The 24,776-nt window shown below is 70.5% G+C and carries 18 protein-coding genes; 13 read left to right on the plus strand and 5 right to left on the minus strand.

What is annotated here, in order from left to right:
- Positions 1-26: 26 nt before the first annotated feature.
- Positions 27-401, minus strand: a complete 375-nt coding sequence (locus DK254_RS10600) for a Rho termination factor N-terminal domain-containing protein (RefSeq protein WP_109933737.1) — start codon at positions 399-401, stop codon at positions 27-29.
- Positions 402-601: 200 nt separating this feature from the next.
- Here DK254_RS10600 and DK254_RS10605 point away from each other — a divergent pair, with 200 nt between their 5' ends.
- The gene (locus DK254_RS10605) at positions 602-3,058 is read left to right on the plus strand and encodes a glycogen/starch/alpha-glucan phosphorylase (protein ID WP_109933738.1); all 2,457 of its coding nucleotides are present in this window, start codon (positions 602-604) and stop codon (positions 3,056-3,058) included.
- A 3-nt stretch (positions 3,059-3,061) separates the two neighbouring features.
- On the opposite strand, the gene DK254_RS10610 is transcribed toward DK254_RS10605, so the two are convergent.
- Complete coding sequence (locus tag DK254_RS10610; protein ID WP_109933739.1) at positions 3,062-3,463, minus strand: hypothetical protein; 402 nt, start codon at positions 3,461-3,463, stop codon at positions 3,062-3,064.
- A 164-nt stretch (positions 3,464-3,627) separates the two neighbouring features.
- Here DK254_RS10610 and DK254_RS10615 point away from each other — a divergent pair, with 164 nt between their 5' ends.
- The 6 genes from DK254_RS10615 (at position 3,628) to glgB (ending at position 12,895) form a co-directional block, all read left to right on the plus strand.
- Complete coding sequence (locus tag DK254_RS10615; RefSeq protein WP_109933740.1) at positions 3,628-4,140, plus strand: MgtC/SapB family protein; 513 nt, start codon at positions 3,628-3,630, stop codon at positions 4,138-4,140.
- The gene (locus DK254_RS10620; protein WP_109933741.1) at positions 4,130-4,372 is read left to right on the plus strand and encodes a hypothetical protein; all 243 of its coding nucleotides are present in this window, start codon (positions 4,130-4,132) and stop codon (positions 4,370-4,372) included. Before DK254_RS10615 ends, DK254_RS10620 begins: the two co-directional genes overlap by 11 nt.
- 9 nt (positions 4,373-4,381) lie before the next feature.
- A complete protein-coding gene (locus DK254_RS10625; protein WP_109933742.1) occupies positions 4,382-5,275 on the plus strand; it encodes a Ku protein in 894 nt (297 codons plus the stop codon).
- Positions 5,276-5,387: 112 nt separating this feature from the next.
- A complete protein-coding gene (locus DK254_RS10630) occupies positions 5,388-7,370 on the plus strand; it encodes an alpha-1,4-glucan--maltose-1-phosphate maltosyltransferase (protein ID WP_109933743.1) in 1,983 nt (660 codons plus the stop codon).
- Between the two features lie 9 nt (positions 7,371-7,379).
- Entirely contained in the window at positions 7,380-10,706 is a 3,327-nt protein-coding gene (gene treS / locus DK254_RS10635; RefSeq protein ID WP_109933744.1) for a maltose alpha-D-glucosyltransferase, read from the plus strand.
- Positions 10,703-12,895 carry a 1,4-alpha-glucan branching protein GlgB gene (glgB, locus tag DK254_RS10640; RefSeq protein ID WP_109933745.1) on the plus strand — a complete coding sequence of 731 codons (2,193 nt, stop codon included), beginning with the start codon at positions 10,703-10,705 and terminating at the stop codon, positions 12,893-12,895. Before treS ends, glgB begins: the two co-directional genes overlap by 4 nt.
- A gap of 635 nt (positions 12,896-13,530) precedes the next feature.
- On the opposite strand, the gene DK254_RS10645 is transcribed toward glgB, so the two are convergent.
- Positions 13,531-14,316 (minus strand): helix-turn-helix transcriptional regulator, encoded by a 786-nt coding sequence (locus tag DK254_RS10645; RefSeq protein WP_109933746.1) that lies wholly within the window; start codon positions 14,314-14,316, stop codon positions 13,531-13,533.
- 198 nt (positions 14,317-14,514) lie between these two features.
- Between DK254_RS10645 and DK254_RS10650 the strand changes: the two genes are divergently transcribed.
- Together DK254_RS10650 and DK254_RS10655 are read left to right on the plus strand one after the other, a co-directional pair.
- Positions 14,515-15,336, plus strand: coding sequence for a carbon-nitrogen hydrolase family protein (locus DK254_RS10650; protein ID WP_109933747.1), 822 nt, complete (start codon positions 14,515-14,517; stop codon positions 15,334-15,336).
- 152 nt (positions 15,337-15,488) lie between these two features.
- A complete protein-coding gene (locus tag DK254_RS10655) occupies positions 15,489-16,811 on the plus strand; it encodes an APC family permease (RefSeq protein WP_109933748.1) in 1,323 nt (440 codons plus the stop codon).
- A 1-nt stretch (position 16,812) separates the two neighbouring features.
- On the opposite strand, the gene DK254_RS10660 is transcribed toward DK254_RS10655, so the two are convergent.
- On the minus strand, positions 16,813-18,222 hold the full coding sequence (locus DK254_RS10660) for an MFS transporter (protein ID WP_109933749.1): 1,410 nt from the start codon (positions 18,220-18,222) through the stop codon (positions 16,813-16,815).
- 154 nt (positions 18,223-18,376) lie between these two features.
- Positions 18,377-19,300, minus strand: a complete 924-nt coding sequence (locus tag DK254_RS10665; RefSeq protein ID WP_109933750.1) for a LysR substrate-binding domain-containing protein — start codon at positions 19,298-19,300, stop codon at positions 18,377-18,379.
- Between the two features lie 119 nt (positions 19,301-19,419).
- Between DK254_RS10665 and DK254_RS10670 the strand changes: the two genes are divergently transcribed.
- From DK254_RS10670 to DK254_RS10685, 4 genes are read left to right on the plus strand one after another with little or no spacing between them, the layout of a single operon-like run.
- Positions 19,420-21,138, plus strand: a complete 1,719-nt coding sequence (locus tag DK254_RS10670) for an acyl-CoA dehydrogenase family protein (protein ID WP_109933751.1) — start codon at positions 19,420-19,422, stop codon at positions 21,136-21,138.
- A gap of 47 nt (positions 21,139-21,185) precedes the next feature.
- Positions 21,186-22,373 (plus strand): CaiB/BaiF CoA-transferase family protein, encoded by a 1,188-nt coding sequence (locus tag DK254_RS10675; RefSeq protein ID WP_109933752.1) that lies wholly within the window; start codon positions 21,186-21,188, stop codon positions 22,371-22,373.
- A gap of 53 nt (positions 22,374-22,426) precedes the next feature.
- The gene (locus DK254_RS10680) at positions 22,427-23,227 is read left to right on the plus strand and encodes an enoyl-CoA hydratase (protein ID WP_109933982.1); all 801 of its coding nucleotides are present in this window, start codon (positions 22,427-22,429) and stop codon (positions 23,225-23,227) included.
- A complete protein-coding gene (locus DK254_RS10685; RefSeq protein ID WP_109933753.1) occupies positions 23,224-24,759 on the plus strand; it encodes a 3-hydroxyacyl-CoA dehydrogenase in 1,536 nt (511 codons plus the stop codon). Before DK254_RS10680 ends, DK254_RS10685 begins: the two co-directional genes overlap by 4 nt.
- The last annotated feature ends 17 nt before the right edge of the window (positions 24,760-24,776 follow it).

Here is a 24,776-nt window from a genome sequence, read left to right on the forward strand (position 1 = left end):
CGCTATCGCACCAGGGGCCGCGGGGCTCAGGCCTTGCGCAGGGCCTCGATCAGTTCCTGCTTGCGCATGCTCGAGCGGCCGCGGATGTTCTGCCGGCGCGCGCGTTCCAGCAGCTCCTGCTTGTTCATCGCCTCCAGGCGCTGGCCGGGGCGCGGCACGCCGTGCTTGGTGGCCACCGCGCGGCGCGCCGAGGAACGCCGCGATTCGGCCTTGGCACCCGGGCTCTTCTTCTGGCCCGAACCGCCGGAGCGCTCGCCACCGCCGGACTGCTTGTTGACGGTGGCCCAGGCCCGCGCTTCGGCCTCGTCCCTGGAGACGCCACGCTCCTCGTAGCTTTCCTCGATATGTTCGGCCTTGCGCTTCTGCTTGTCGGTGTACTTGTCTTTGCTGCCTCGGGGCATGGCTGTTCTCCTTTGTCGGCCGCTTCACTGCGGGGTTCGTTCGGGAGAGGCCGCAGCGCCGCGCGGTGTTCAGCGATTCGGACGGACGGCCGCCCCGGGCGGGGAAAACACCTGAACTCCGGCCCCGGCCCGGGGGCCTAGATACACGAGGCGGCCGGTGGCGCCGCCGTTTCCCACAGGCGAACCGTGGAGAGACCGCCATGCAAGGCTCCAGCACCCCCGTTCCCGAACAGGTGGAAAACTTCAAGCAGGAAGTGCTGACGCGACTGCGCTACGACGTCGGCAAGGACGCCGCCGACGCCTACGCCCACGACTGGTTCGAGGCCCTGGCGCTGGCGGCCCGGCGCTACATCGTCGATGGCTGGGACGAGGCCAGCCACAGCATCGACCGCGGCCGGCGCAAGCGCGTCTACTACCTGTCGCTGGAGTTCCTCATCGGCCGCCTGCTGATCGACAACCTGAGCAACCTCGGGCTGCTGGAGATCGCCCGCGAGGCGCTGCTGCAACTGGGCGTGGACCTGGAGCAGGTGCGCCTGGCCGAACCCGACGCGGCCCTGGGCAACGGCGGCCTGGGGCGCCTGGCGGCCTGCTTCATGGAAAGCATGGCGACCCTGGACATCCCCGCCTACGGCTACGGCATCCGCTACGAGCACGGGCTGTTCCGCCAGAGCATCGCCGACGGCTGGCAGCAGGAACAGCCGGAGACCTGGCTGGACTTCGGCAACCCCTGGGAGTTCGAGCGCCCGGAATGCAGCATCAGCATCGGCTTCGGCGGCAGCGTGTACGCCCTCAACGGCAGCGACGGCAGCGCGCGGCAGCACTGGGAACCCATGGAGCGCCTGCGCGCGGTGGCCTACGACATGCCCATCGTCGGCTGGCGCCGGGCCGGGGTGAACACCCTGCGGCTGTGGCGCGCCCGTGGCGAGGAAACCCTCAAGCTGGACCGCTTCAACGCCGGCGACCACCTCGGCGCGGTGGCCGACACGGCGCGCGCCGAGAGCATCTCGCGGGTGCTCTACCCGGCGGACAGCACCGAGGCCGGGCAGGAACTGCGCCTGCGCCAGGAATACTTCTTCGTCAGCGCCTCGCTGCAGGACCTGCTGCAGCGCCACCTGGGCCAGGGCCTGGCGCTGGCCAGCCTGCCGGCGCGGGTGGCCATCCAGCTCAACGACACCCACCCGGCCATCGCCGTGGCCGAGCTGATGCGCCTGCTGCTGGACGACCACCATCTGCAGTGGGAACAGGCCTGGGGCCTGACCGTGGCCACGCTGTCCTACACCAACCACACGCTGCTGCCCGAGGCCCTGGAGTCCTGGCCGGTGGCGCTGATGGAGCGCCTGCTGCCGCGGCACATGCAGATCATCTACCTGATCAACGCCTTCCACATCGATGCGCTGCGGGCCAAGGACATCCACGACTTCGCCCTGCTGCGCGCGGTGTCGCTGATCGAGGAGGACAACGGCCGCCGGGTGCGCATGGGCAACCTGGCGTTCCTCGGCTCGCACAGCGTCAACGGCGTTTCCGCGCTGCACACCGAGCTGATGCGCGAGACGGTGTTCCGCGACCTGCACCGCCTGTACCCGGCGCGCATCAGCAACAAGACCAACGGCGTGACCTTCCGCCGCTGGCTGTTCCAGGCCAACCCGGAGCTGACCGGGCTGCTCTGCGAGTGCCTCGGCCGCGAGCTGCTCGACGACCCCGAGCGGCGCCTGCGCGGCCTGGAGGCCCACGCCGGCGACGCCGCCGTGCAACGCGGCTTCGCCCAGCAGCGGCGGCACAACAAGGCGCGCCTGGCGCAGCTGGTGGAGGAGCGCCTGGGCATCCGCCTGGACGTCGAGGCGCTGTTCGACGTGCAGGTCAAGCGCATCCACGAGTACAAGCGGCAGTTGCTCAACCTGCTGCACGCCGTGGCGCTGTACCAGGACATCCGCAACGACCCGGCCGCGCCGCGGCTGCCGCGGGTGAAGATCTTCGCCGGCAAGGCCGCGCCCAGCTACCACCAGGCCAAGCTGATCATCAAGCTGGCCAACGACATCGCCCGTATCGTCAACGACGACCCCACGGTGCGCGGCCTGCTCAAGGTGGTGTTCATCCCCAACTACAACGTCAGCCTGGCCGAGGCCATCATCCCCGCGGCGGACCTGTCCGAGCAGATTTCCACCGCGGGCCTGGAGGCCTCGGGCACCAGCAACATGAAGTTCGCCCTGAACGGCGCGCTGACCATCGGCACCCTGGACGGCGCCAACGTCGAGATGTCCGAGCGCATCGGCCTGGAGAACCTGTTCATCTTCGGCCTCACCGCCCAGCAGGTGGAGGCCCGCAAGCATGCCGGCGAGCTGTCCATGGCCGGCGAGATCGCCGCCTCGCCGCGCCTGCAGGAGGCGCTGCAGGCCATCGGCTCGGGGGTCTTCTCGCCGGACGACGCCAACCGCTACACGGCCCTGGTGGAGGGGCTGCGCCACGACGACAGGTTCATGCTCTGCGCCGACTTCGAGGCCTACTGGCAGGCCCAGGCGCGCGTCGAGGCACTGTGGCGCGAGCCCTCCCGCTGGTGGCGCGCGGCGGTGCTGAACACCGCGCGGGTCGGCTGGTTCTCCTCCGACCGCACCATCCGCGAGTACGCCGAGGAAATCTGGAAAGTGCCGGTGGGCGGCTAGGGCCTACCAGAAGCCGCCGCCATGGCGGCGCGCCAGGTAGTCCAGGCTCAGGCCGAAGCCGGCCTGGAAGAAGGCCTGCAGGCGGGTGTCCAGCACCATGCGGTTGAGCGAGGCCAGCGGCCCGACGATGCGCTCCGGGTCGCCGCGCCCGCCGTAGTGGTTCTCGTGCACCAGGCTGGCGCTCTGCGGGTCGGCGCTGATCAGGCAGTGGCAGTCCAGACCCTCGCCGGGGCGGCGGGCGTGCAGGCCCAGTTCGGAAAGCCCGCCGGCGCCGCGGTGCAACCCCAGGTGGCAGAGCAGCCCGTGGTCGCGGGCGTACTCGCCGGCCGCGGCGAAGGCGGGCAGGGCCACTTCGGTCAGGGCCTGCTCGTAGGCGTGGGCGAAGTCGTCTTCGTCGCTGTTCATGGCGCGTCCCTTTGTTCGGCGATTGCCGGGTTTGGACCGGCGCGGCGGCGAAACGCGCGGACCAGCCGCCGGGCGGTAGTGCTGGCGCTACCGCCGGGAAAATCGTTCAAACCATCGGCCGGCGCGGCAGTCTGCAACAGCAATACCCCTTCGCGGAGAGGCCCATGGAGACCCTGTCGCGCATCGCCGAGGCCCTGCTGGCGGAGTTTTCCGACCTGCGCGAGCTGGAGCAGATCACCCGCGCCTGCTTCCGCCTGGCGCTCGCCACGCTGCTGGGCGGCCTGCTGGGCTACGAGCGCGAGAGCCAGGGCAAGGCCGCCGGGCTGCGCACGCACATGCTGGTCACCCTGGGCGCCGCGCTCTTCGTCATGGCGATCAGCGAAGGCGGCGCCGGCGACGACGCCATCAGCCGGGTGATCCAGGGCATCGCCGCGGGCATCGGCTTCCTCTGCGCCGGCACCATCCTCAAGGACAGCGCCGACACCGCGCGGGTGAAGGGGCTGACCACGGCGGCCGGGCTCTGGCTGAGCACCGCCATCGGCATCTGCGTGGGCCGCGGCCATTCGGCCACCGCGGTGCTCGGCACCCTGCTGGCGCTGGCGGTGCTGCACAGCCTGCCGCGGCTGTTCGAGCGGCCGCAGGTGTCCGATACATCGGAGGAGCGCCATGTTCCGTGACTTCAGCGGCAGCAGCGCCTGGACCGACGCCATGTGCGACGGCGGCGCCTACGTCGGGCTGATCCAGTACCAGCCCAAGCGCGAGGGCGCGCCGGTGGAAGTGCTCTGGGTGTTCGCCCCCGGCAGCCGCAACGCGGCCGAAGCCGAGGACGCGGCCCGGCGCATGCTGGCGCGCATCCGCGACATCGGCGCGGACGGCCGCGTCCGTTTCGACGATGGCATCTCACTGTAGGAGGCGCACATGGCGCGCGTGATCTGGAAGGGCGCGATCAGTTTCGGCCTGGTGCACATCCCCGTGGGGCTCAACAGCGCCAGCCGTTCCGGCGGCACCGACTTCGACTGGCTGGACGCCCGCAGCCTGGAGCCGGTGGGCTACAAGCGGGTGAACAAGGCGACCGGCAAGGAAGTGCCCAGGGAGCGGATCGTCAAGGGCGTGGAGTACGAGAAGGGCCGCTACGTGGTGCTCAGCGAGGAGGAAATCCGCGCGGCGCGCCCGCGGGCCACGCAGACCATCGACATCCTGCGCTTCGTCGAGCGTGGCGAGATTCCCCTGCCGTACTTCGACACCCCCTACTACCTGAGCCCCGAGCGGCGCGGCGAGAAGGTCTACGTGCTGCTGCGCGAGACCCTCGCGCGCAGCGGCAAGGTCGCGGTGTGCCAGCTGGTGCTGCACAGCCGCCAGCACCTGGCGGCGCTGCTGGCCGACGGCGAGGCGCTGCTGCTGATGACGCTGCGCTGGCCGGGCGAGGTGCGCCCGGTGGACGAGCTGGCGCTGGAGCTGAACGACATCGCCCTGGACAAGCGCGAGCGCGAGATGGCCACGCGCCTGGTGGAAGACATGAGCCAGGCCTGGGACGACTCGGCCTTCAAGGACACCTTCAGCGACGAGATCCACGCCCTGGTGGAGCAGAAGGCCGCCAAGGGCCAGCTGGAGGAAGTGCCCGGCGCCGAGGCGCCGGAGGCCAGCGAGGGCGCCGACATCATCGACCTCACCGACCTGCTGCGGCGCAGCCTGCGCGGCAACGCCAAGGGCGCTGGCGCCAGGCCGGCGGGCAAGGGCAAGGCCAGCGAGAAGCCGGCCGAGGAAGCGCCGGCGCGGCGCAAGGCCGGCAGCCGGCGACGCGCCGCGCGCTGAGCCGGCCCGCCGGCGAAAAGTCTGAACTTGCCGGCTGGCCCAGCCTCGGAAAGCATGGGGCCGCAGGTTGCGGCCGACGATCATCGAATCGCTTGGCGAGGAGGGCGCAGCGATGAATTCGGACCTGCACGGGCGCGCCAGCGCCGCGGCCAAGGCGCCGCGCATCGCCATCGAGGGCATCGAGCCCCAGGTCGAGGGCGGGCGCTTCGCCGCCAAGGCCATCGCCGGGCAGCGTTGCCCGGTCAGCGCGCGCGTCTTCATGGACGGCCACGAGCAACTGGGCGCCGAGGTGACCTGGCGCCTGGCGCCGGACGAGGCCTGGCGCAGCCAGCCGCTGGCCTGGCAGGGCAACGACCTGTGGCAGGCCGAGCTGCTGCCGCCCCACGAGGGGCGCATCCAGTTCGTGATCCAGGCCTGGCTGGACCGCTACGCCAGCTTCCGCCACGACCTGGAGAAGAAGTACGCCGCCGGCCAGGCCATCGACCTGGAGCTGAGCGAAGGCGAGCAGCTGCTGCGCGAGGCACGCCAGGCGGCCCAGGGCGAGCCGGCCGAGCAGCTCGACGCCCTGCTGGCGCGGCTCGCCGCCGAGCAGCCCCGCGACGGCCGCGTGGCCCTGCTGCTGGCCCCGGCCACCCTGGCGCTGATGCAGCAGGTGCAGCCGCGCCTGCAGCGGGTGCGCAGCCCGGTGCTGAGCCTGGAGGTGGAGCGGCCGCTGGCCGGCTTCGCCAGCTGGTACGAGCTGTTCCCCCGCTCCGAGGGGGCGCAGCCGGGCGTGCACGGGCGCTTCGAGGACGTGCGCCGGCGCCTGCCGGAAATCGCCGCCATGGGCTTCGACGTGCTCTATTTCCCGCCCATCCACCCCATCGGCCGCAGCCACCGCAAGGGCCCCAACAACAGCCTGCAGGCCGGCCCGGACGACCCCGGCAGCCCCTACGCCATCGGCAGCGGGGAGGGCGGCCACGAGGCGGTGCACCCGCAGCTGGGCAGCCTGGAGGACTTCCGCGCCCTGGTGGCCGATGCCCGCGCCCACGGCCTGGAGGTGGCCCTGGACTTCGCCATCCAGTGCTCGCCCGACCACCCCTGGCTGCGCCAGCACCCCGGCTGGTTCAGCTGGCGCGCCGACGGCAGCATCCGCCATGCCGAGAACCCGCCGAAGAAGTACGAGGACATCGTCAACGTCGACTTCTACGCCGCCGACGCCGTGCCCTCGCTGTGGCTGGCCCTGCTGGAGGTGGTGCTGGGCTGGGTGGCCCAGGGCGTGACCCTGTTCCGCGTCGACAACCCGCACACCAAGCCGCTGCCGTTCTGGGAATGGCTGATCGCCGAGGTGCGCCACCTGCACCCTGACGTCATCTTCCTGGCCGAGGCCTTCACCCGCCCGGCGATGATGGCGCGCCTGGGCAAGCTCGGCTTCAGCCAGAGCTACACCTACTTCACCTGGCGCAACACCAAGCAGGAGCTGCAGAGCTACTTCGAGGAACTCGGCCAGCCGCCCTGGCGCGACTGCTACCGGCCCAACTTCTTCGTCAACACCCCGGACATCAACCCCTTCTTCCTGCAGCGCAGCGGGCGCGCCGGCTTTCTCATCCGCGCCGTGCTGGCGGCCACCGGCTCCGGGCTGTGGGGCATGTACTCGGGCTTCGAGCTGTGCGAGGCGGCGGCCATCCCCGGCCGCGAGGAATACGCCGATTCCGAGAAGTACCAACTGCGCCAGCGCGACTACCGCGCGCCGGGCAACATCGTCGGCGAGATCACCCGGCTCAACCGCATCCGCCGGGAGAACCCGGCGCTGCACAGCCACCTCGGTTTCCAGGCCTACAACGCCTGGAACGACAACATCCTCTACTTCGGCAAGCGCACCGCGGACCTGGACAACTTCGTGCTGGTCGCCGTGTGCCTGGACCCGGACAACGCCCAGGAGGCCGACTTCGAGCTGCCGCTGTGGGAGTTCGGCCTGCCGGACGACGCCGCCATGGGCGGCGAGGACCTGATGAACGGCCACCAGTGGACCTGGTACGGCAAACGCCAACGGATGCGCATCGAGCCCTGGCACCTTCCCTTCGGCATCTGGCGCCTGCACCCGCAGCGCCGGTAGGAGTCGCCCATGGCCAGACGCCTGAGAAAGCCCCGTCCCTTCCTGCACGACCCGCTCTGGTACAAGGACGCGGTCATCTACCAGCTGCACGTGAAGTCCTTCTTCGATGCCAACAACGACGGCATCGGCGACTTCCCCGGGCTGATCGAGAAGCTGGACTACATCGCCGACCTGGGGGTGAACACCCTCTGGCTGCTGCCGTTCTACCCCTCGCCGCGGCGCGACGACGGCTACGACATCGCCATGTACCGCGGCGTGCACCCCGACTACGGCACCCTGGCCGACGTGCGCCGCTTCATCGCCGCCGCCCACGCGCGCGACCTGCGGGTGATCACCGAGCTCGTGATCAACCACACCTCCGACCAGCACCCCTGGTTCCAGCGTGCGCGGCGGGCGAAGAAGGGCTCGCGGGCGCGGGAGTGGTACGTCTGGTCCGACAGCGACGAGCGCTACGCCGGCACCCGGATCATCTTCGTCGACAGCGAGACCTCCAACTGGACCTGGGACCCGCAGGCCGGGCAGTACTACTGGCACCGCTTCTACTCGCACCAGCCGGACCTGAACTTCGACAACCCCCAGGTGCTGCGCGCCGTGCTCGGGGTGATGCGCTTCTGGCTCGACCTGGGCGTGGACGGCCTGCGCCTGGACGCCATTCCCTACCTGATCGAGCGCGAGGGCACCAGCAGCGAGAACCTGCCGCAGACCCACGCCGTGCTCAAGCGCATCCGCGCCGAGCTGGACGCCCATTACCCCGACCGCATGCTGCTGGCCGAGGCCAACCAGTGGCCGGAGGACACCCGGCCCTATTTCGGCGGCATGGACGACAGCGGCCCCGGCGACGAATGCCACATGGCCTTCCACTTCCCGCTGATGCCGCGCATGTACATGGCCATCGCCCAGGAAGACCGCTTCCCCATCAGCGACATCCTGCGCCAGACCCCGGCCATCCCCGACAACTGCCAGTGGGCCATCTTCCTGCGCAACCACGACGAGCTGACACTGGAGATGGTCACCGACGACGAGCGCGACTACCTGTGGAACTACTACGCCGCCGACCGCCGCGCGCGCATCAACCTGGGCATCCGCCGGCGCCTGGCGCCGCTGGTGGAGCGCGACCGGCGGCGCATCGAGCTGCTCAACAGCCTGCTGCTGTCGATGCCCGGCACGCCGACGCTGTACTACGGCGACGAGATCGGCATGGGCGACAACATCTACCTGGGCGACCGCGACGGCGTGCGCACCCCCATGCAGTGGTCGGTGGACCGCAACGGCGGCTTCTCCCGCGCCGACCCGGCGAGCCTGGTGCTGCCGCCGATCCTCGACCCGCTGTACGGCTACCAGAGCGTCAACGTCGAGGCGCAACTGCGTGACCCGCATTCGCTGCTCAACTGGACACGGCGCATGCTCGCCGTGCGCAGGCAGCAGAAGGCCTTCGGCCGCGGCAGCATGACCCTGCTGTCGCCGAGCAACAGGCGCATCCTCGCCTACCTGCGGCAGTACCGCGGCGAGGAGGGCGAGGACAGTCTGCTGTGCATCGCCAACCTGTCCGGCGCGGCCCAGGCGGTGGAGCTGGAACTGGCCGAGTTCGAAGGCTGCGTGCCGCTGGAAATGCTAGGCGGCGCCGCCTTCCCGCCGATCGGCCGGCTGACCTACCTGCTGACACTGCCGCCCTACGGCTTCTACTGGTTCTACCTGGCCGACTCGCAGCGCATGCCCAGCTGGCACCGCCAGCCCGAGGAGCGCCTGCCGGAGCTGCCCACCCTGGTGCTGGGCCAGCGCCTGGAGGAACTCATGGGCGGCACCCCGCGCGAGCTGCTGGAGAAGGATTCGCTACCGCGCTACCTGCCGCGCCGGCGCTGGTTCCCCCATGCCCGGGCGCTGCCCGGCAGCGTGCGCCTGCTCTACGCGCTGCCGCTGGAGGAGGGCGACGCCGCGCCGTTGCTGGTGGAGCTGGAATACCGCGACGGCGAGCTGTGCGAGCACTACCAGCTGCCCCTGGCCGCGGCGCCGGAAAAGAGCAGCAGCGGCTACGACCTGCCGCAGCAGTTGGCCATGGCCCGCCTGCGCCGTGGCCGCCGCGTCGGCCTGCTGACCGACGCCCTGAGCCTGCCGCGCTTCAGCCGCGCCGTGCTGCAGCTGCTGCGCCAGGGCGCCACCCTGGTCGGCCCGGGCGGCGAGGTGCAGTTCGTGCCGCAGCCCGGCCTGGCCGGGCCGGAGCTGGCCGAGGACGCCCCGGTGCGGGTACTCGCCGCGGACCAGTCGAACACCTCGGCGCTGCTCGGCGACGGCCTGCTGCTCAAGGTGCTGCGGCGCGTCTCGCCCGGCCTGCACCCGGAGGCGGAAATGGGCGCCTACCTGAGCCGCCACGGCTTTGCCAACGTCGCGCCGCTGCTGGGCGAGGTGCGCCGGGTGGACGAGCAGGGCCAGGCGCACACCCTGATGCTGCTGCAGGGCTACCTGAGCAACCAGGGCGACGCCTGGACCTGGACGCAGAACAACCTGGAGCGGGCCATCCGCGAGGCCCTGGCCGCCGGCGCCGCGCAGCCCCCGGAGTTCGATGCCCTGGACGAGCTGCGCGGCTTCGCCGCCACCCTCGGCCGGCGCCTGGGCGAGATGCATCAGGTGCTCGCCGAGGGCGTGGACGAGCCGGACTTCGCCCCGCGGCGCAGCGGCCCGGCCGATAGCCGCGCCTGGCAGGAGGGCGTCGGCGCCCAGGTCGGCCAGGCCCTGCAGGCGCTGGAAGACGCCCCGGGCCTGGACGAGCGCGGCCGCGCCCAGGCCGCCCGCCTGCTGGAGCTGCGCGACGAACTGCTGCTGGCGGTGGGCAACCTGGCGCGGCTGGCCGAGGGCGGGCTGATGATCCGCGTGCACGGCGACCTGCACCTGGGCCAGGTGCTGGTGGTGCAGGAGGACGCCTACCTGATCGATTTCGAGGGCGAGCCCAACCGCTCGCTGGAGCAACGCCGGGCCCTGAACAGCCCGATGAAGGACGTGGCCGGGGTGCTGCGTTCCTTCGACTACGCCGCCGCCATGGCCGAACGCAACCTGCAGAGCGCCGACGTCTCGGAGGAGGCGGTGCAGGTGCGCCGCGCCATCGCCCAGCGCTACCGCACCCAGGCCCGCGACGCTTTCCTCGATGCCTACCGCCTGGCGGCCGCCGGGCTGCCCCACGAATGGCACGGGCGCGAGGGGGAGGGCGCGGCCATGGCGCTGTTCAGCCTGGAGAAGGCGGCCTACGAAGTGGTCTACGAGAGCGGCCACCGGCCCGACTGGGTCGGGGTGCCGCTGCTGGGAATGCTGGAGCTCGCGCTCCACCTGCTGGGAGGAAGGACATGACACAGGCGTCGCACGACGACGAACGCAACCACCTGGAACGGCTGCAGCGGGCCGAGCACGGCGACCCCTTCGCCTTCCTCGGCGCGCACCCGGAGGGCGACGGCTGGCGCGTGCGGGCCTGGCTGCCGGGAGCCTTGGCCTGCGAGCTGCTGGGCCGCGAGGGCGAGTTCCTCGCGGCCATGGAGCAGCAGGACGCCAGCGGGCTATTCAGCGCCCACCTGGATGCGCGCCAGGCCTACCTGCTGCGCATCCACTGGCCCGAGGGCGAGCAGATCACCGAGGACTCGTACGCCTTCGGCCCGCTGCTGGGCGACACCGACCTCTACCTGTTTGCCGAGGGCAACCACCGCCACCTCGGCCAGTGCTTCGGCGCCCAGGCCATGACCCTGGACGGCGTGGCCGGGGTGCGCTTCGCGGTGTGGGCGCCCAACGCCCGGCGTGTGTCGGTGGTGGGCGACTTCAACGCCTGGGACGGGCGCCGCCACGCCATGCGCCTGCGCTACCCCAGCGGCGTCTGGGAACTGTTCGTGCCGCGCCTGCAGCCCGGCGAGGTCTACAAGTATGAAATCCTCGGCCCCGGCGGCCTGCTGCCGCTGAAGGCCGACCCGCTGGCGCTGGCCACCGAGCGGCCGCCGGCCACCGGCTCGCGGGTGGCCGAGCCCACCCCGCGGCAATGGCGGGACGAGCGCTGGATGCGCGAGCGCCACGGCCGCCAGGGGCCGCAAAGCCCGCTGGCGATCTACGAGCTGCACGCCGGTTCCTGGCAGACCCTGGACGGCCGGCCGCCGAGCTGGGACGAGCTGGCCGAGCGGCTGATCCCCTACCTGCAGGACATGGGCTTCACCCACGTCGAGCTGATGCCGGTCATGGAGCACCCCTTCGGCGGCTCCTGGGGCTACCAGCCGCTGTCGCTGTTCGCGCCCACCGCGCGCTATGGCAGCCCGGCGCAGTTCGCCGCCTTCGTCGAGCGCTGCCACCTGGCCGGCATCGGCGTCATCCTCGACTGGGTGCCGGCGCATTTCCCCACCGACGAGCACGGCCTGGGGCAGTTCGACGGCACCGCGCTGTACGAGTACGCGCACCCCTTCGAGGGCTTCCACCCGGACTGGGACACCTACATCTACAACCTCGGCCGCACCGAGGTGCACGGCTTCCTGCTGGCCTCGGCGCTGCACTGGCTGCGCGAGTACCACGTCGACGGCCTGCGCGTCGACGCCGTGGCCTCGATGCTCTACCGCGACTACTCGCGCAAGGAAGGCGAGTGGATCCCCAACCGCCACGGCGGGCGCGAGAACCTGGAGGCCATCGAGTTCCTCCGCCACCTCAACGAAGTGGTGGCCGCCGAGGTGCCCGACGCCCTGGTGATCGCCGAGGAATCCACCGCCTGGCCCGGCGTCAGCCGGCCGGTGGCCGAGGGCGGGCTGGGCTTCTCGCACAAGTGGAACATGGGCTGGATGCACGACACCCTGGCCTACATCCGCGAGGACCCGCTGTACCGCGGCTACCACCACCACCGCCTGACCTTCGGCCTGCTGTACGCCTTCACCGAGCGCTTCATCCTGCCCATCTCCCACGACGAGGTGGTGCACGGCAAGGGCTCGCTGCTGGCCAAGATGCCCGGCGACCGCTGGCGCCAGTTCGCCAACCTGCGCCTGTACCTGAGCCTGATGTGGACGCACCCGGGGCGCAAGCTGCTGTTCATGGGTTGCGAGTTCGGCCAGTGGCGCGAATGGGACCACGACGACCAGCTGGACTGGTACCTGCTGCGCTACGCCGAGCACCTGGGGGTGCAGGCGCTGGTGCGCGACCTCAACGGCCTGTACCGCGGGCTGCCGGCGCTGCACCAGCTGGACGACGGCCCCGAGGGCTTCCACTGGCTGATCGGCGACGACCAGCGCAACAGCGTCTACGCCTGGCTGCGCCTGGACCGCGAGCGTTCGCCGCTGCTGGTGGTGCACAACTTCACCCCCCAGCCGCGCGAGGGCTACCGGGTGGGGGTGCCGCTGCAGGGCGCCTGGCGCGTGCGCCTGAACTCCGACGGCGCCGCCTACGCCGGCTCCGACGCCGGCAGCCGCGAGCGCTGCGAGACGCTCCCGGAACCCTCCCATGGCCAGCCGTATTCGCTGCTGCTGGACCTGCCGCCGCTGGGCAGCCTGATCCTGGAACCGGCTCCCGATGCGGGGCTGTAGCCACGGGAGCGCGGGCCAACGGCGGATAACCGCGAACGGTTATTCGTCCTACAGGCCAGGGAGGCATGGATTCATCTGCGATTTCGCAACGGCGCTCGGCCTATCGCGGACGGAGTCCGCTCCTACGTCCGTGCTTCCTAGAACCTACGAACTATCGCGAACGCGGAAACCCAGGGTTCGCGAGCAAGCTCGCTCCTACGAAGAGCCGTGCCGCTCTTGCTCTGGCTTTTGCCTTGGGACTTCCAGAGAAACAACCGAGCGCACCGGAACGCCCCTTCAGAAGGCCGAGCGAAACCGGCGCTCAGGAGGTCATGCGACATGGATGTCGCGAGAGCCCCGATCAGCACAGGGACGTGCTGTCGGGGCGGGCCTCCGTGGCGGGGGAGTTCGCGAGGGTAGCCCGGCTCCATCGGGCCCGTATGCGGGGCAAGCCTTTTTGGTTCCTTTTGTGGCGTTTGACAAAAGGGACTCGCCCGAGGGGGCGAAACGAGAGACATCCGAGCACTCGGAGCGGCGCGCTACACCAAGCCCCCAAGCCACTGGGTTACCGAGTTCGCGGGAATGACAAGGTTAAGGGAGGTGCAGGGGACCAAGGTTCGCGAGCAAGCTCGCTCCTACGAAAAATTGCCCCTGGCTTACCCCTGCGCCTGCAGGAACAACGAAAACAACTCCGACTGCGACTTGATCCCCAGCTTGCTGTACATGTGCTTGCGGTGCACCTTCACCGTCTCCGCCGAAATCGCCAGCTTGCGCGCTATCTCCTTGCTGGAGCAGCCACTGAGCATTAGCCGGCCCACTTCCAGCTCGCGTGCAGTCAGCGGGGTTTCCAGGCGTTCCACGGTTTCTTCCAGGCGGCTCTGCCAGCGTGGCGCCGGGGGCGTGGCCTGTTCCAGCAGTTCGCGCTCGAAGGCCATGCGCTGGCGCATCAGCCCGGCCACCCAGGGGCGCAGCAGGTCGAGCAGGGCGACCTGCTCGGCGCTGAAGCGGCCCTTGCTGCCCAGGGACAGGCAGAGGGTGCGCTCGGCGTCGAGCTGCACGTTGAACTGCACCTCGTCGGCCACCACGTTGAGGCGGAAGTAGCGCTGGTAGTAGTCGGTCTGCTCGAAGCATTCCGGGGCCACGTCGGCCAGGCGCAGCAGGCCGCTGCCCGGCGCCTCGCGGCTGGCGATGTAGAAGGGGTCGAGCAGGTACAGGCCCTTGAGGTAGTCCTGGAACAGCGGGTCGGGGCCGCCGTCCTCGCCCGGGCACTCGGCGAACACCTGCGGGCGGCCGTTGCTGAAGAGCAGCGCCACCCAGCTGTCGAATGGCACATACTCGTCGAGCAGGCGCACCAGGGCGAGCCAGAAGTTGGGCTTGTCCAGCGTCTCGATCAGCTGCCCGACCGAGCGGTGCCAGGCGATGTCCTGCAGCGTAAGGTTCATGCCTCTACCCCTGTTGGGTTACCACGTGGGCGTAATTACCCGGGCGCGATGGCGAACTGCATACTCGGTGAATGCCTTGCACCGGCCCGGCGCGCATTCTGACCCTTTTGCGCCGGGCGGTCATGTTTCCCTGGCCAGGACGGCTGATTCACCCAGAGCGCGGCGATCGAGGCCGGCGCGAGAACAACAGGAGCTGCAATGAAGGTCGAACTCGTCCAACTGGCCGGCCGCGACGGCGACACCGCCTACAACCTCGGGCGTACCCTGGCGGCCATCCGCGCCTGCGCCGCGGATACCGACCTGGTGGTGTTCCCCGAGACCCAGCTGATGGGCTTCCCCACCGAGGACAACGTCGCCCGCCTCGCCGAGCCGCTGGACGGCCCCAGCGTGCGCGCCGTGCAGCAGGCCGCGCAGGAGCGCGACCTCGCCGTGGTGGTGGGCATCGCCGAGGCCGGCGACGACGGCCGCCATTACAACACCACGCTGCTGATCACCCCCGAAGGCATCGCCCTGAAGTACCGCAAGACCCACCTGTGGGCCTCCGATCGCGGCATCTTCACCCCCGGCGACCGCTACGCCACCGCGCTGTTCAAGGGCGTGCGGGTGGGCATCCTGATCTGCTTCGACATCGAGTTCCCGGAAAGCGCCCGCGCCCTCGGCCAGCTGGGCGCCGAGCTGATCCTGGTGACCAACGGCAACATGGACCCCTACGGCCCCACCCACCGCACCGCGATCATGGGCCGGGCCATGGAGAACCAGGCCTACGCGGTGATGGTGAACCGCGTCGGCGAAGGCGACGGCGGCCTGGTGTTCGCCGGCGGCAGCGCGGTGGTCGACCCCTACGGCCAGCTGCTCTGCGAGGCCGGCCGCGAGGAATGCCGGCTGAGCGTGGAACTGGACCTGGCGCGCCTGCAGCAGTCGCGCCACGACTACAGCTACCTCGCCGAGCGTCGCTTCGAGCTGCCCGGCGAGTTGCGCGAGCACGCCGACGGCCTGCGCGAGCTGCTGATTCCGGGCTGAGCCCCGGAAGGCGCAGGGCCGCGCCGACCGATCTTCCCAAGCAGTACCGGCGGGGGAGCCCCTTCCGCCTGCGTCTCCCGGGTGAGGGGAGGCGCCTTTGCACGCGTCGATTTCGACTCTGCCATAACAACCACAACTCGGAGTAAGCAGTAATGGCTCGACTCAAGCGGACCCTCTCGCTGGGCGCGGTGGTGCTGTTCGGCATCGCCTACATGACCCCCATCATCGTCCTCGGCACCTTCGGCATCCTCGCCGACACCACCGGCGGCGTGGTGCCCGCCGCGTACCTCGTGGCCTCGGTGGCGATGCTCTTCACCGCGCTCAGCTACGGGCGCATGGCCGCCGCATTCCCGGTGGCCGGCTCGGCCTACACCTACGTGCGCAAATCCATCAGCCCCAAGCTGGGCTTCCTCGCCGGCTGGGGCGTGCTGCTGGACTACCTGTTCCTGCCCATGGCCATCTGGCTGATCGGCGCGGCCTACCTGCACTCGGCCTTCCCGGCGGTGCCCCAGGCGCTGTGGGTGCTGGCCTTCATCGGGGTGACCACCGGCATCAACGTCATCGGCCTGCGCCTGGCGAAGAACGTCAACGGCGTGCTGATGCTGGTGCAGTTCCTGGTGCTGGCGGCCTTCGTGCTGCTGGCGGTGCACTACGTGCTGGGCGACGCCGGCAAGCCGCTGTGGTCGCTGGAACCCTTCTTCAAGGAAGGCGTGCAGCTGCCGCTGATCATGAGCGGCGCGGCCATCGCCTGCTATTCGTTCCTGGGCTTCGACGCGGTCAGCACGCTGACCGAGGAAACCCACGAGCCGCGCAAGAACATCCCGCGCGCCATCCTGCTGATCACCCTGATCGGCGGCTGCATCTTCATCGCCGCCAGCTACTTCGTGCAACTGGCGCACCCGTCCACCGAGTTCCAGAACGCCGACTCGGCGGCCTACGAGATCGCCCGCAACATCGGCGGCGACCTCTTCGTCAGCATCTTCCTCATCGGCCTGATCGTCGGCCAGTTCACCTCCGGCCTGTCGGCCCAGGCCAGCGCCTCGCGCCTGCTGTTCGCCATGGGCCGCGACGGCGTGCTGCCCAAGGCCTTCTTCGGCACCCTGAGCGAGCGCTTCGGCACCCCGGTGGGCAGCATAGTGCTGTGCGGCGTGGTGGCCCTGCTGGCGCTGGAGATGGACGTGACCACCTCCACCTCGTTCATCAACTTCGGCGCCTTCCTGGCCTTCAGCCTGGTCAACCTGTCGGTGATCTTCCACTACTGGATCGCCCGCGGCGAACGCGGCCTGCGCGGCGCGGTGCTGTTCCTGGCGTTCCCGCTGATCGGCCTGGTCGCCGACCTGTGGCTGATGGCCAGCCTCGACCACCTGGCCATCTACCTGGGCCTGGCCTGGCTCACCGCCGGGGTGGTCTACCTGGCCGTGCTCACCGGCGGCTTCCGTCAGCAGCCGCCGGAGATGCACTTCGAGGAAGCCTGACTCAGGCCGGGTGCGGGCCGGCGTGCACGCGCCGGCCGCGCTCGCCTGACACCGGCTCCGGTTCGGTGCCCGCGGCGAGGTCGCGGGCGTCGGCGTGCTCGGCGCTGGACAGCTCGCTGGCGTTGAAGCCGGTGATGCGCAGCAGCGCCAGGGTGCAGGCCAGCGAAACCGCGGCGTAGAGCCCCGAGGCGATGGCCACGCCGACGATGCTGCCGCTGCTGTTGAGGATCCACTGGGCCAGCACCGGGGTGCCGCCGCCCACCAGCAGCGAGCACAGCTGGTAGGCCAGCGACAGCCCGGTGTAGCGCACCCGGGCCGGGAAGGCGCGGGCGAGGATGCCGCCCACCGCGCCGTAGAACATCGCGTGGGGCACCGTGGCCAGGCACATGCCCACGGCGGCTATCCAGTAGACCTTGGTTTCCACGGCGAAGAACATCGCCGGCATCAGGATGAACTCCGGCAGCACCATCAGGCACACCGCCTTGCGCATGTCGATGCGCGAGGTCAGCAGCGCGCCCAGCGGCTGGGTGATGAACTGCACCACCAGGGCGATGACGATGATGCTGAGGAAGGTGCCCTGGCTGTAGCCGAGGGCCTTGGTCGCCCAGGACAGCGCGAAGGTGCTCTTGAAGTAGGTGACGTGGATCACCGGCAGCACCCCGGCGCCCAGCAGCACGATCAGCCAGTGCTTGCGCAGCACTTCCGCCAGCGGCAGCTTCACGGTCTTGTTCTGCTGCAGCAGGCGCTTCATGTCCTCCGATTCCTCCAGCTTCAGGCGGATGACCATGCCGACGATCACCAGCACCGCCGAGATCAGGAACGGGATGCGCCAGCCCCAGAGGATGAACTCCGGCGTGGGCAGGGCGCTGAGGGCGAAGAACACCAGCGTCGCCAGCAGGTTGCCGGTGGGCGAGCCCTGCTGGGCGAAGGCGGCGTAGAGAATGCCCTTGCCCCTGGGCGCGCTTTCGCTGGCGATGAGGATGGCGCCGCCCCATTCGCCGCCCACGGCGATGCCCTGGATGACGCGCAGCAGCACCAGGGCGATGGGCGCCCACACGCCGATCTGCGCGTAGACCGGCAGCAGGCCGATGCAGGTGGTGGCGATGCCCATCATGATCAGGGTGATCACCAGGGTGGTCTTGCGGCCGATGCGGTCGCCCAGGTGGCCGAAGATGATGCCGCCCAGCGGACGGGCGATGAAGCCGGACCAGAGGGTGACGAAGGACAGCAGCGTGGCCAGGCCCGGGTCCATGTCGGCGGGGAAGAACACCTTGCCGAACACCAGGGCGGCGGCCAGGCCGTAGATGTAGAAGTCGTACCACTCGATGGTGGTGCCGATGAAGGAAGCGATACCGGCCTTGCGGGCCTTCCTGTGCTGTTCGGCGTCGGAGAGGGGAGTCGTGCGGGGCATGGGCAAATCCTGCTTATTGTTTTTGTCGCCGACGCGCAGGCCCCGCCCGCACCCTCCGGGGGAGGGCGCGGGGTGGCGACTGGCGTGCGTCGGTGTTGGCCCGGGTTGGCTCGGAGTCTATGCGGGGGCCCTGCGGATCAATAGTTTTTTAATCTTATGGTGTGATAAGCGATTCCGTATCGACGCCCGCCTCGGCCTCGGCCAGGCACTCGCGCAGGGTGGCCAGGAAGCCCTGGGCCGCCTGCGGCGCATCCTGCGCGGCGAGGATGGCGTGGATCTCCGAGCGCGCGCCGCTCTGCTCGATCTCCAGGTAGCTCACGTCGTTCTTCCAGGCCAGGCACAGCGTCTTGGGCAGCAGCGCCACGCCCATGCCCAGGCCGACCATGGCCGCGATGGTCTGCCACAGCCGCGCCTCGTGGCGGATGTGCGGGCTGAAGCCGGCGTCCACGCAGCGGGCGATGATCAGGTCGTGGTAGTGCGGCGACAGGCTGCGCGGGAACAGGATGAAACCCTCGTCGCGCAGTTCGGCGAGGTCGATGCGCGCCTGCCCGGCCAGGCGGTGGCCGGCCGGCAGGCAGCAGAGGAAGGGGTCGGCGACCAGGCACTCGGAGACGATCCCCGGCGGCAGCCTGGCCCAGTGCACGAAGCCGATGTCGATCTGCCCGCGCTGCAGCGCCAGGGCCTGCTCGGAGGTGTTCATTTCCATCAGCAGCACCTCCATGTTCGGGTGCTGCGCCTCGAAGCGCGCCATGGCCCGGGGCAGGCCGCGGTAGAGCATGGAGTTGACGAAGCCCACGCGCAGCTGGCCCACCGCGCCCTCGGCGGAAAGCCGCGTCAGGCGCTTCACCTTCTCGGCCTGCAGCAGCAGGTCGCGCGCCTCGTCCAGCAGCACCTGGCCGGCATTGGTCAGCTTCACCGACTTGTTGTTGCGCACCAGCAGCTGGATGCCCAGCTGCTCCTCCAGCTTCTTGATGTCGAAGCTCAGCGCCGGCTGGGAGATGAACAGGCGCGCGGCGGCGCGGCCGAAGTGCAGCTCTTCGGCGACGGCGATGAAATAGCGCAGTTGCTTGAGGTCCATGGCAGGGCACCGGGGTTTCTACGATTTGTTTTTCTTATCGTGGATGATTTTTATTGTATTGGATACTTATCGTCACGCTCTCCTAGTCTCGGCGCCAGAACAAGACACGGAGACGCGCCATGACCGCTATGCCCGAGATAGGCCCCGAAGACGCCCTGAACATTCCCGACAGCCGGGGCATGAACCTGTATGCGTGCGACCCGTCGCTGCGGCGCCTGCTCGAGGTCTACCTGCCGCCGGAGGTGCTGGCGCAGTGGCAGGACACCCTCGAAGGCCTCGGCGCCCGCGCCGGCGACGAGCTGGACGTGCTGGCCCTGTCGGCCGACAGGAACCCGCCCGTGCTGGCCCCGCGCACCCGCCGCGGCGAGGACCTGCAGAGCATCCGCAAGCACCCGGACTACGTCGCCCTGGAGCGCGTGGCCTATTCGGAACTCGGCCTGGCCTCCATGAGCCACCGCCCCGACGGCCCGCCGCCGCTGGTGAAATACGCGCTCACCTACCTGTTCGTGCAGGCCGAGTTCGGCCTGTGCTGCCCGGTGAGCATGACCGACTCGCTGACCCGCACCCTGCGCAAGTTCGGCTCGCCCGAGCTGGTGGCGCGCTACCTGCCGTCGCTGGCCTCGCGTGACTTCGACAGCCTGTTCCAGGGCGCCATGTTCATGACCGAGCAGGCCGCCGGCTCCGACGTGGCCCGTACCCGCACCCTGGCGCGGCTGGAGGAGGGGGAGTGGAAGCTGTATGGCGACAAGTGGTTCTGCTCCAACCCCGACGCCGACCTGGCCATGGTCCTGGCCCGCCCCGAAGGCGCGCCCGAGGGCATGAAGGGCGTGACCCTGTTCCTGCTGCCCAGGCACCGCCCGGACGGCTCGCGCAACGCCTACCGCATCCTGCGCCTGAAGGACAAGCTGGGCACCCGCTCCATGGCCAGCGGCGAAATCTGCCTGGAAGGCGCCAGCGCCTACCTGATCGGCGAGGTCGGCCGCGGCTTCCAGCAGATGGCCGACATGGTCAACATGTCGCGCCTGTCCAACGGCGTGCGCGCCGCCGGCCTGATGCGCCGGGCGTTGAGCGAGGCGCTGTTCATCGCCCGCCACCGCCGCGCGTTCGGCAAGCACCTGGTCGACATGCCGCTGATGCAGAAGCAGTTGCTGAAGCTGATGCTGCCGGCCGAGCAGGCGCGCTCCATGTTCATGCAGATCGCCACCCTGCTGCCGCGCGCCGACGGTGGTGATGCCGAGGCGCAGAAGTGCGTGCGCATCCTCACCCCGCTCATCAAGTTCCGCGCCTGCCGCGATGCGCGACGGGTCACCGGCGACGCCATGGAGGTGCGTGGCGGCGTCGGCTACATCGAGGAATGGAGCGACGCGCGCCTGGTACGCGATGCCCACCTGGGCTCGATCTGGGAGGGCACCAGCAACATAGTCGCGCTGGACATCGCCCGCGCCGTCACCCGCGAGCAGGCCCTGGCGCCGCTGCACCGCTACCTGCGCGGCCTGCTGGCCGAGAGCAACCTGCCGGACGCCAGCCACGCCCGCTTCGAGGCGCTGCTGGAGCGCAGCGTGGCGCTCATGGCCGAAGTGGCCGAGGGCCGCCGGGACGAGCAGGTGCGCCAGGCCGGCAGCGCGCTCTACCACATCTGCAGCGCCATCTTCATGGCCTGGGAAGCCGGCCGCCAGGCCAGCGACCGCCGGCGCCTGGCCCTGGCCCACCTGGTGCTGCAGCACAAGCTGCTGCCGCGCGACCCGCTGGGTCTGCAGGGCAGTCCGGCCGTGCTGGCCCGGCTGCTCGACGAAGGCGAGCTGAGCCTGGACGAGGCCATGCAGCTGCTGCCCGCCTGATTCCCCGCAACCGACAAGAACCGACAAGAATCGACAAGAGAGTTGCCATGAACCACGAGACCGGTGCCCTGCGTGGCCTGAAAGTCATCGACCTGAGCCGCGTGCTGGGCGGCCCCTACTGCTCCCAGGCTCTGGCCGACCACGGCGCGCAAGTGATCAAGCTGGAACCCCCGGGCGGCGACGAGACGCGCGGCTGGGGCCCGCCCTTCGAGGGCGACACCGCGTCCTACTTCCGCGGCGTCAACCGCAACAAGAAGGGCATCGCCGTCGACCTCTCGCGGCCCGAGGGCATCGAGCTGCTGCTGCAACTGCTGGAAGGCGCCGACGTGCTGATCGAGAACTTCAAGCCCGGTACCCTGGCGCGCTGGGGCATCGGCTATGCCGAGGTGCTCAGCCAGCGCTTCCCGCGGCTGATCCACTGCGCGGTGTCCGGCTTCGGCGCCGACGGCCCGCTCGGCGGGCTGCCCGGCTACGACGCCGCCATCCAGGCCATGGCCGGGCTGATGAGCGTGAACGGCGAGGCCGAGGGCGGGCCGCTGCGCATCGGCCTGCCCATCGTCGACATGGTCACCGGGCTGAACGCCGTGGCCGGCATCCTGCTGGCGCTGCACGAGCGCGAACGCAGCGGGCGCGGGCAGTCGGTGGACATCGCCCTGTACGACTGCGGCATCTCGCTGCTGCACCCGCACCTGCCGAACCACTTCGCCTCCGGCCGCACGCCGCGGCGCACCGGCAACGCCCACCCGAACATCGCCCCCTACGACAGCTACCGCACCGGCACCGAGCCGATCTTCCTCGCGGTGGGCAACGACCGCCAGTTCGCGAAACTCTGCGAGTACCTGGGCGCCGGCGAGCTGGCGCAGGACCCGCGCTTCGCCGACAACGGCCAGCGCCTGGTCAACCGCGAGGCGCTGAAGCAGGCGCTGGAAGGCCACCTGGCGGCGCACGACGGCCGCGAACTGGCCGAGCGGCTGATCCGCCTGGGCGTGCCCTGCGGCGCCGTGGCCACGGTGGACCGCGTGGTGGAGCACCCGCACACCCGCCACCGCGGCCTGGTGGTGCAGCTGGGCGACTACCGCGGCATCGCCTCGCCGGTGAAGCTCTCGCGCACCCCGGCCAGCTACCGCAGCGCGCCGCCGGCCCTGGGCGGCGACACCCGCGAGGTGCTCGCGGAGCTGGGCCTGGCGCCCGAGACCATCGAGGCCCTGTACCAGCGCGGCATCGTCCGCGGTTGAGCCTTCCGGGCGGCCGGCGGCCGCCCTTCGAATCCATCGCCTTGGAGAACGCCATGAGCGCTAGCCATGGGGCCGCGCGCCCCGAAGCCACGCTGCTGCTGGAGCGCCCGCGGGAGGGCGTGGCCCTGCTGCGGCTGAACCGCCCGGCGCAGCTGAACGCCCTGAACATGAGCCTGCGCGAGGCGCTGGCCACGCACTTCCGGCAACTGGAGGGCTGCGCCGAGACGCGGGTGATCGTCATCACCGGCAATGCGCAGGCCTTCGCCGCCGGCGCCGACCTCGGCGAGCTGGCCGAGGCCTCGGCGCTGCAGGTCTACCAGCGCCACGTCGAACGCCACTGGCAGGCGATTGCCGCCTGCAGCAAGCCGGTCATCGCCGCCGTCAACGGCTACGCCCTGGGCGGCGGTTGCGAGCTGGCGATGCACTGCGACCTGATCGTCGCCGGCGCCTCGGCCACCTTCGCCCAGCCGGAAATCCGCGTCGGCGTGATGCCCGGCGCCGGCGGCACCCAGCGCCTGCTGCGGGCGGTGGGCAAGTACCAGGCGCTGCGCATGCTGCTGACCGGCTGCCGGGTGAGCGCCGGCGAGGCGCTGGCGATGGGCCTGGCCAGCGAGGTGGTGGACGACGAGCAGGTGCTGCCGCGCGCCCTGGAGCTGGCCGTGCAGATCGCCGGCATGCCGCCGCTGGCGCTGGCGCAGATCAAGGAAGTGGTGCTGGCCGGCCTGGACATGCCGCTGGAGCAGGCTCTGGCGCTGGAGCGCAAGGCCTTCCAGCTGTTGTTCGATTCCCGCGACCAGAAGGAGGGCATGCGTGCCTTCCTGGAGAAACGCAAGCCGGAGTACCTGGGCCAATGAACGCATCGGACATCACCCGCATCGGAATCGTCGGCGCCGGCGCCATGGGCCGGGGCATCGCCCAGGTCATGGCCCGGGCCGGGCTGGCGACGCGCCTGTTCGACCTGCGCCCCGGCGCGGCGCAGCAGGCCCGCGAGCAGGTCGCGGCAAGCCTCGGCAGGCTGGCGGAGAAGGGCCGGCTGAGCGGCGAGGCCATGCAGCGCACGCTGCACAACCTGCACGTGGTGCACAGCCTGGACGAGCTGCGTGGCTGCCAACTGGTGGTCGAGGCCATCGTCGAGGACCTGGCGGCCAAGCAGGCGCTGTTCCGCCAACTGGAGGCGCTGCTCGACGACGGCGCCATCCTCGCCAGCAACACCTCGTCGCTGTCGATCACCGCCATCGCCGCGGCCTGCCATGACGCCGGGCGCGTCGCCGGGCTGCACTTCTTCAACCCGGTGCCGCGCATGCGCCTGGTGGAAGTGATCGACGGCCTGGCCACCCGCGCCGAGGTCGGCGAGCGCCTGCAGGCCCTGGTGGTCGCCATCGGCCACCAGCCGGTGCGCGCCAGGGACACCCCCGGCTTCATCGTCAACCACGCCGGGCGCGCCTTCGGCACCGAGGCGCTGCGCATCCTCGGCGAGGGCGTGGCCGGCGTGCCGGTGATCGACGCGGTGCTGCGCGAGGGCGCCGGCTTTCGCATGGGGCCCTTCGAACTGCTCGACCTGATCGGCCTGGACGTCAGCCTGCCGGTGATGGAGTCGGTGTACCGGCAGTGGTACGAGGAGCCGCGCTTCCGCCCGCACCCGCTGCTGCGCCAGATGCTCGCGGCCGGGCACCTGGGGTGCAAGAGCGGCCAGGGTTTCTACCACTACCGCGAAGGGCAGCCGCAGGCCGCCGGGGTGGCCGCGGCCGTGCCGGCCTGCGAGAGCCTGCCGCCGGTATGGCTGGGCGTCGACGACGAGCAGGAGCGCCCGCGCCTGCTGGCCTTGCTGGAACGCCTCGGCGCGCGGGTCGAGACCGGCCAGCGCCCCTCCGCCGCGGCGCTGTGCCTGCTGGCCCCCCTGGGCGACGACGCCAGCCAGGCCGCGCAGCGCTTCGCCGTGGACCCGGCGCGGGTGGTGGCGCTGGACGTCCTGGCCGATTTGCAGCGCCTGCGCTGCCTGATGCTCACCCCGGTCACCGCCGATGCCATGCGCGATGCCGCCCACGCCCTGTTCGCCCGCGATGGCGCGGTGGTGGCGCTGATCCGCGACAGCGCCGGCTTCATCGTCCAGCGCAGCCTGGCGTCGATCGTCAACCTGGCCTGCGAGATCGCCCAGCAGCGCATCGCCGAACCGGCCGACATCGACCTGGCGGTGCGCCTGGGCCTGGGCTACCCGCGGGGCCCGCTGGCCTGGGGCGACGAACTTGGCGCCGCGCGCCTGCTGCGCATCCTCGAACGCCTCCACGGCCTCAGCGGCGACCCGCGCTACCGCCCCAGCCCCTGGCTGCGCCGCCGCGCCAGCCTGGGCCTTTCCCTGTGCCAGGCGGAACCCTCGCTGCCGGCCTGACCCTACCGACGAGACCC

This window comes from Pseudomonas sp. RW407, assembly GCF_003176655.1.
Classification (GTDB): domain Bacteria; phylum Pseudomonadota; class Gammaproteobacteria; order Pseudomonadales; family Pseudomonadaceae; genus Pseudomonas; species Pseudomonas delhiensis.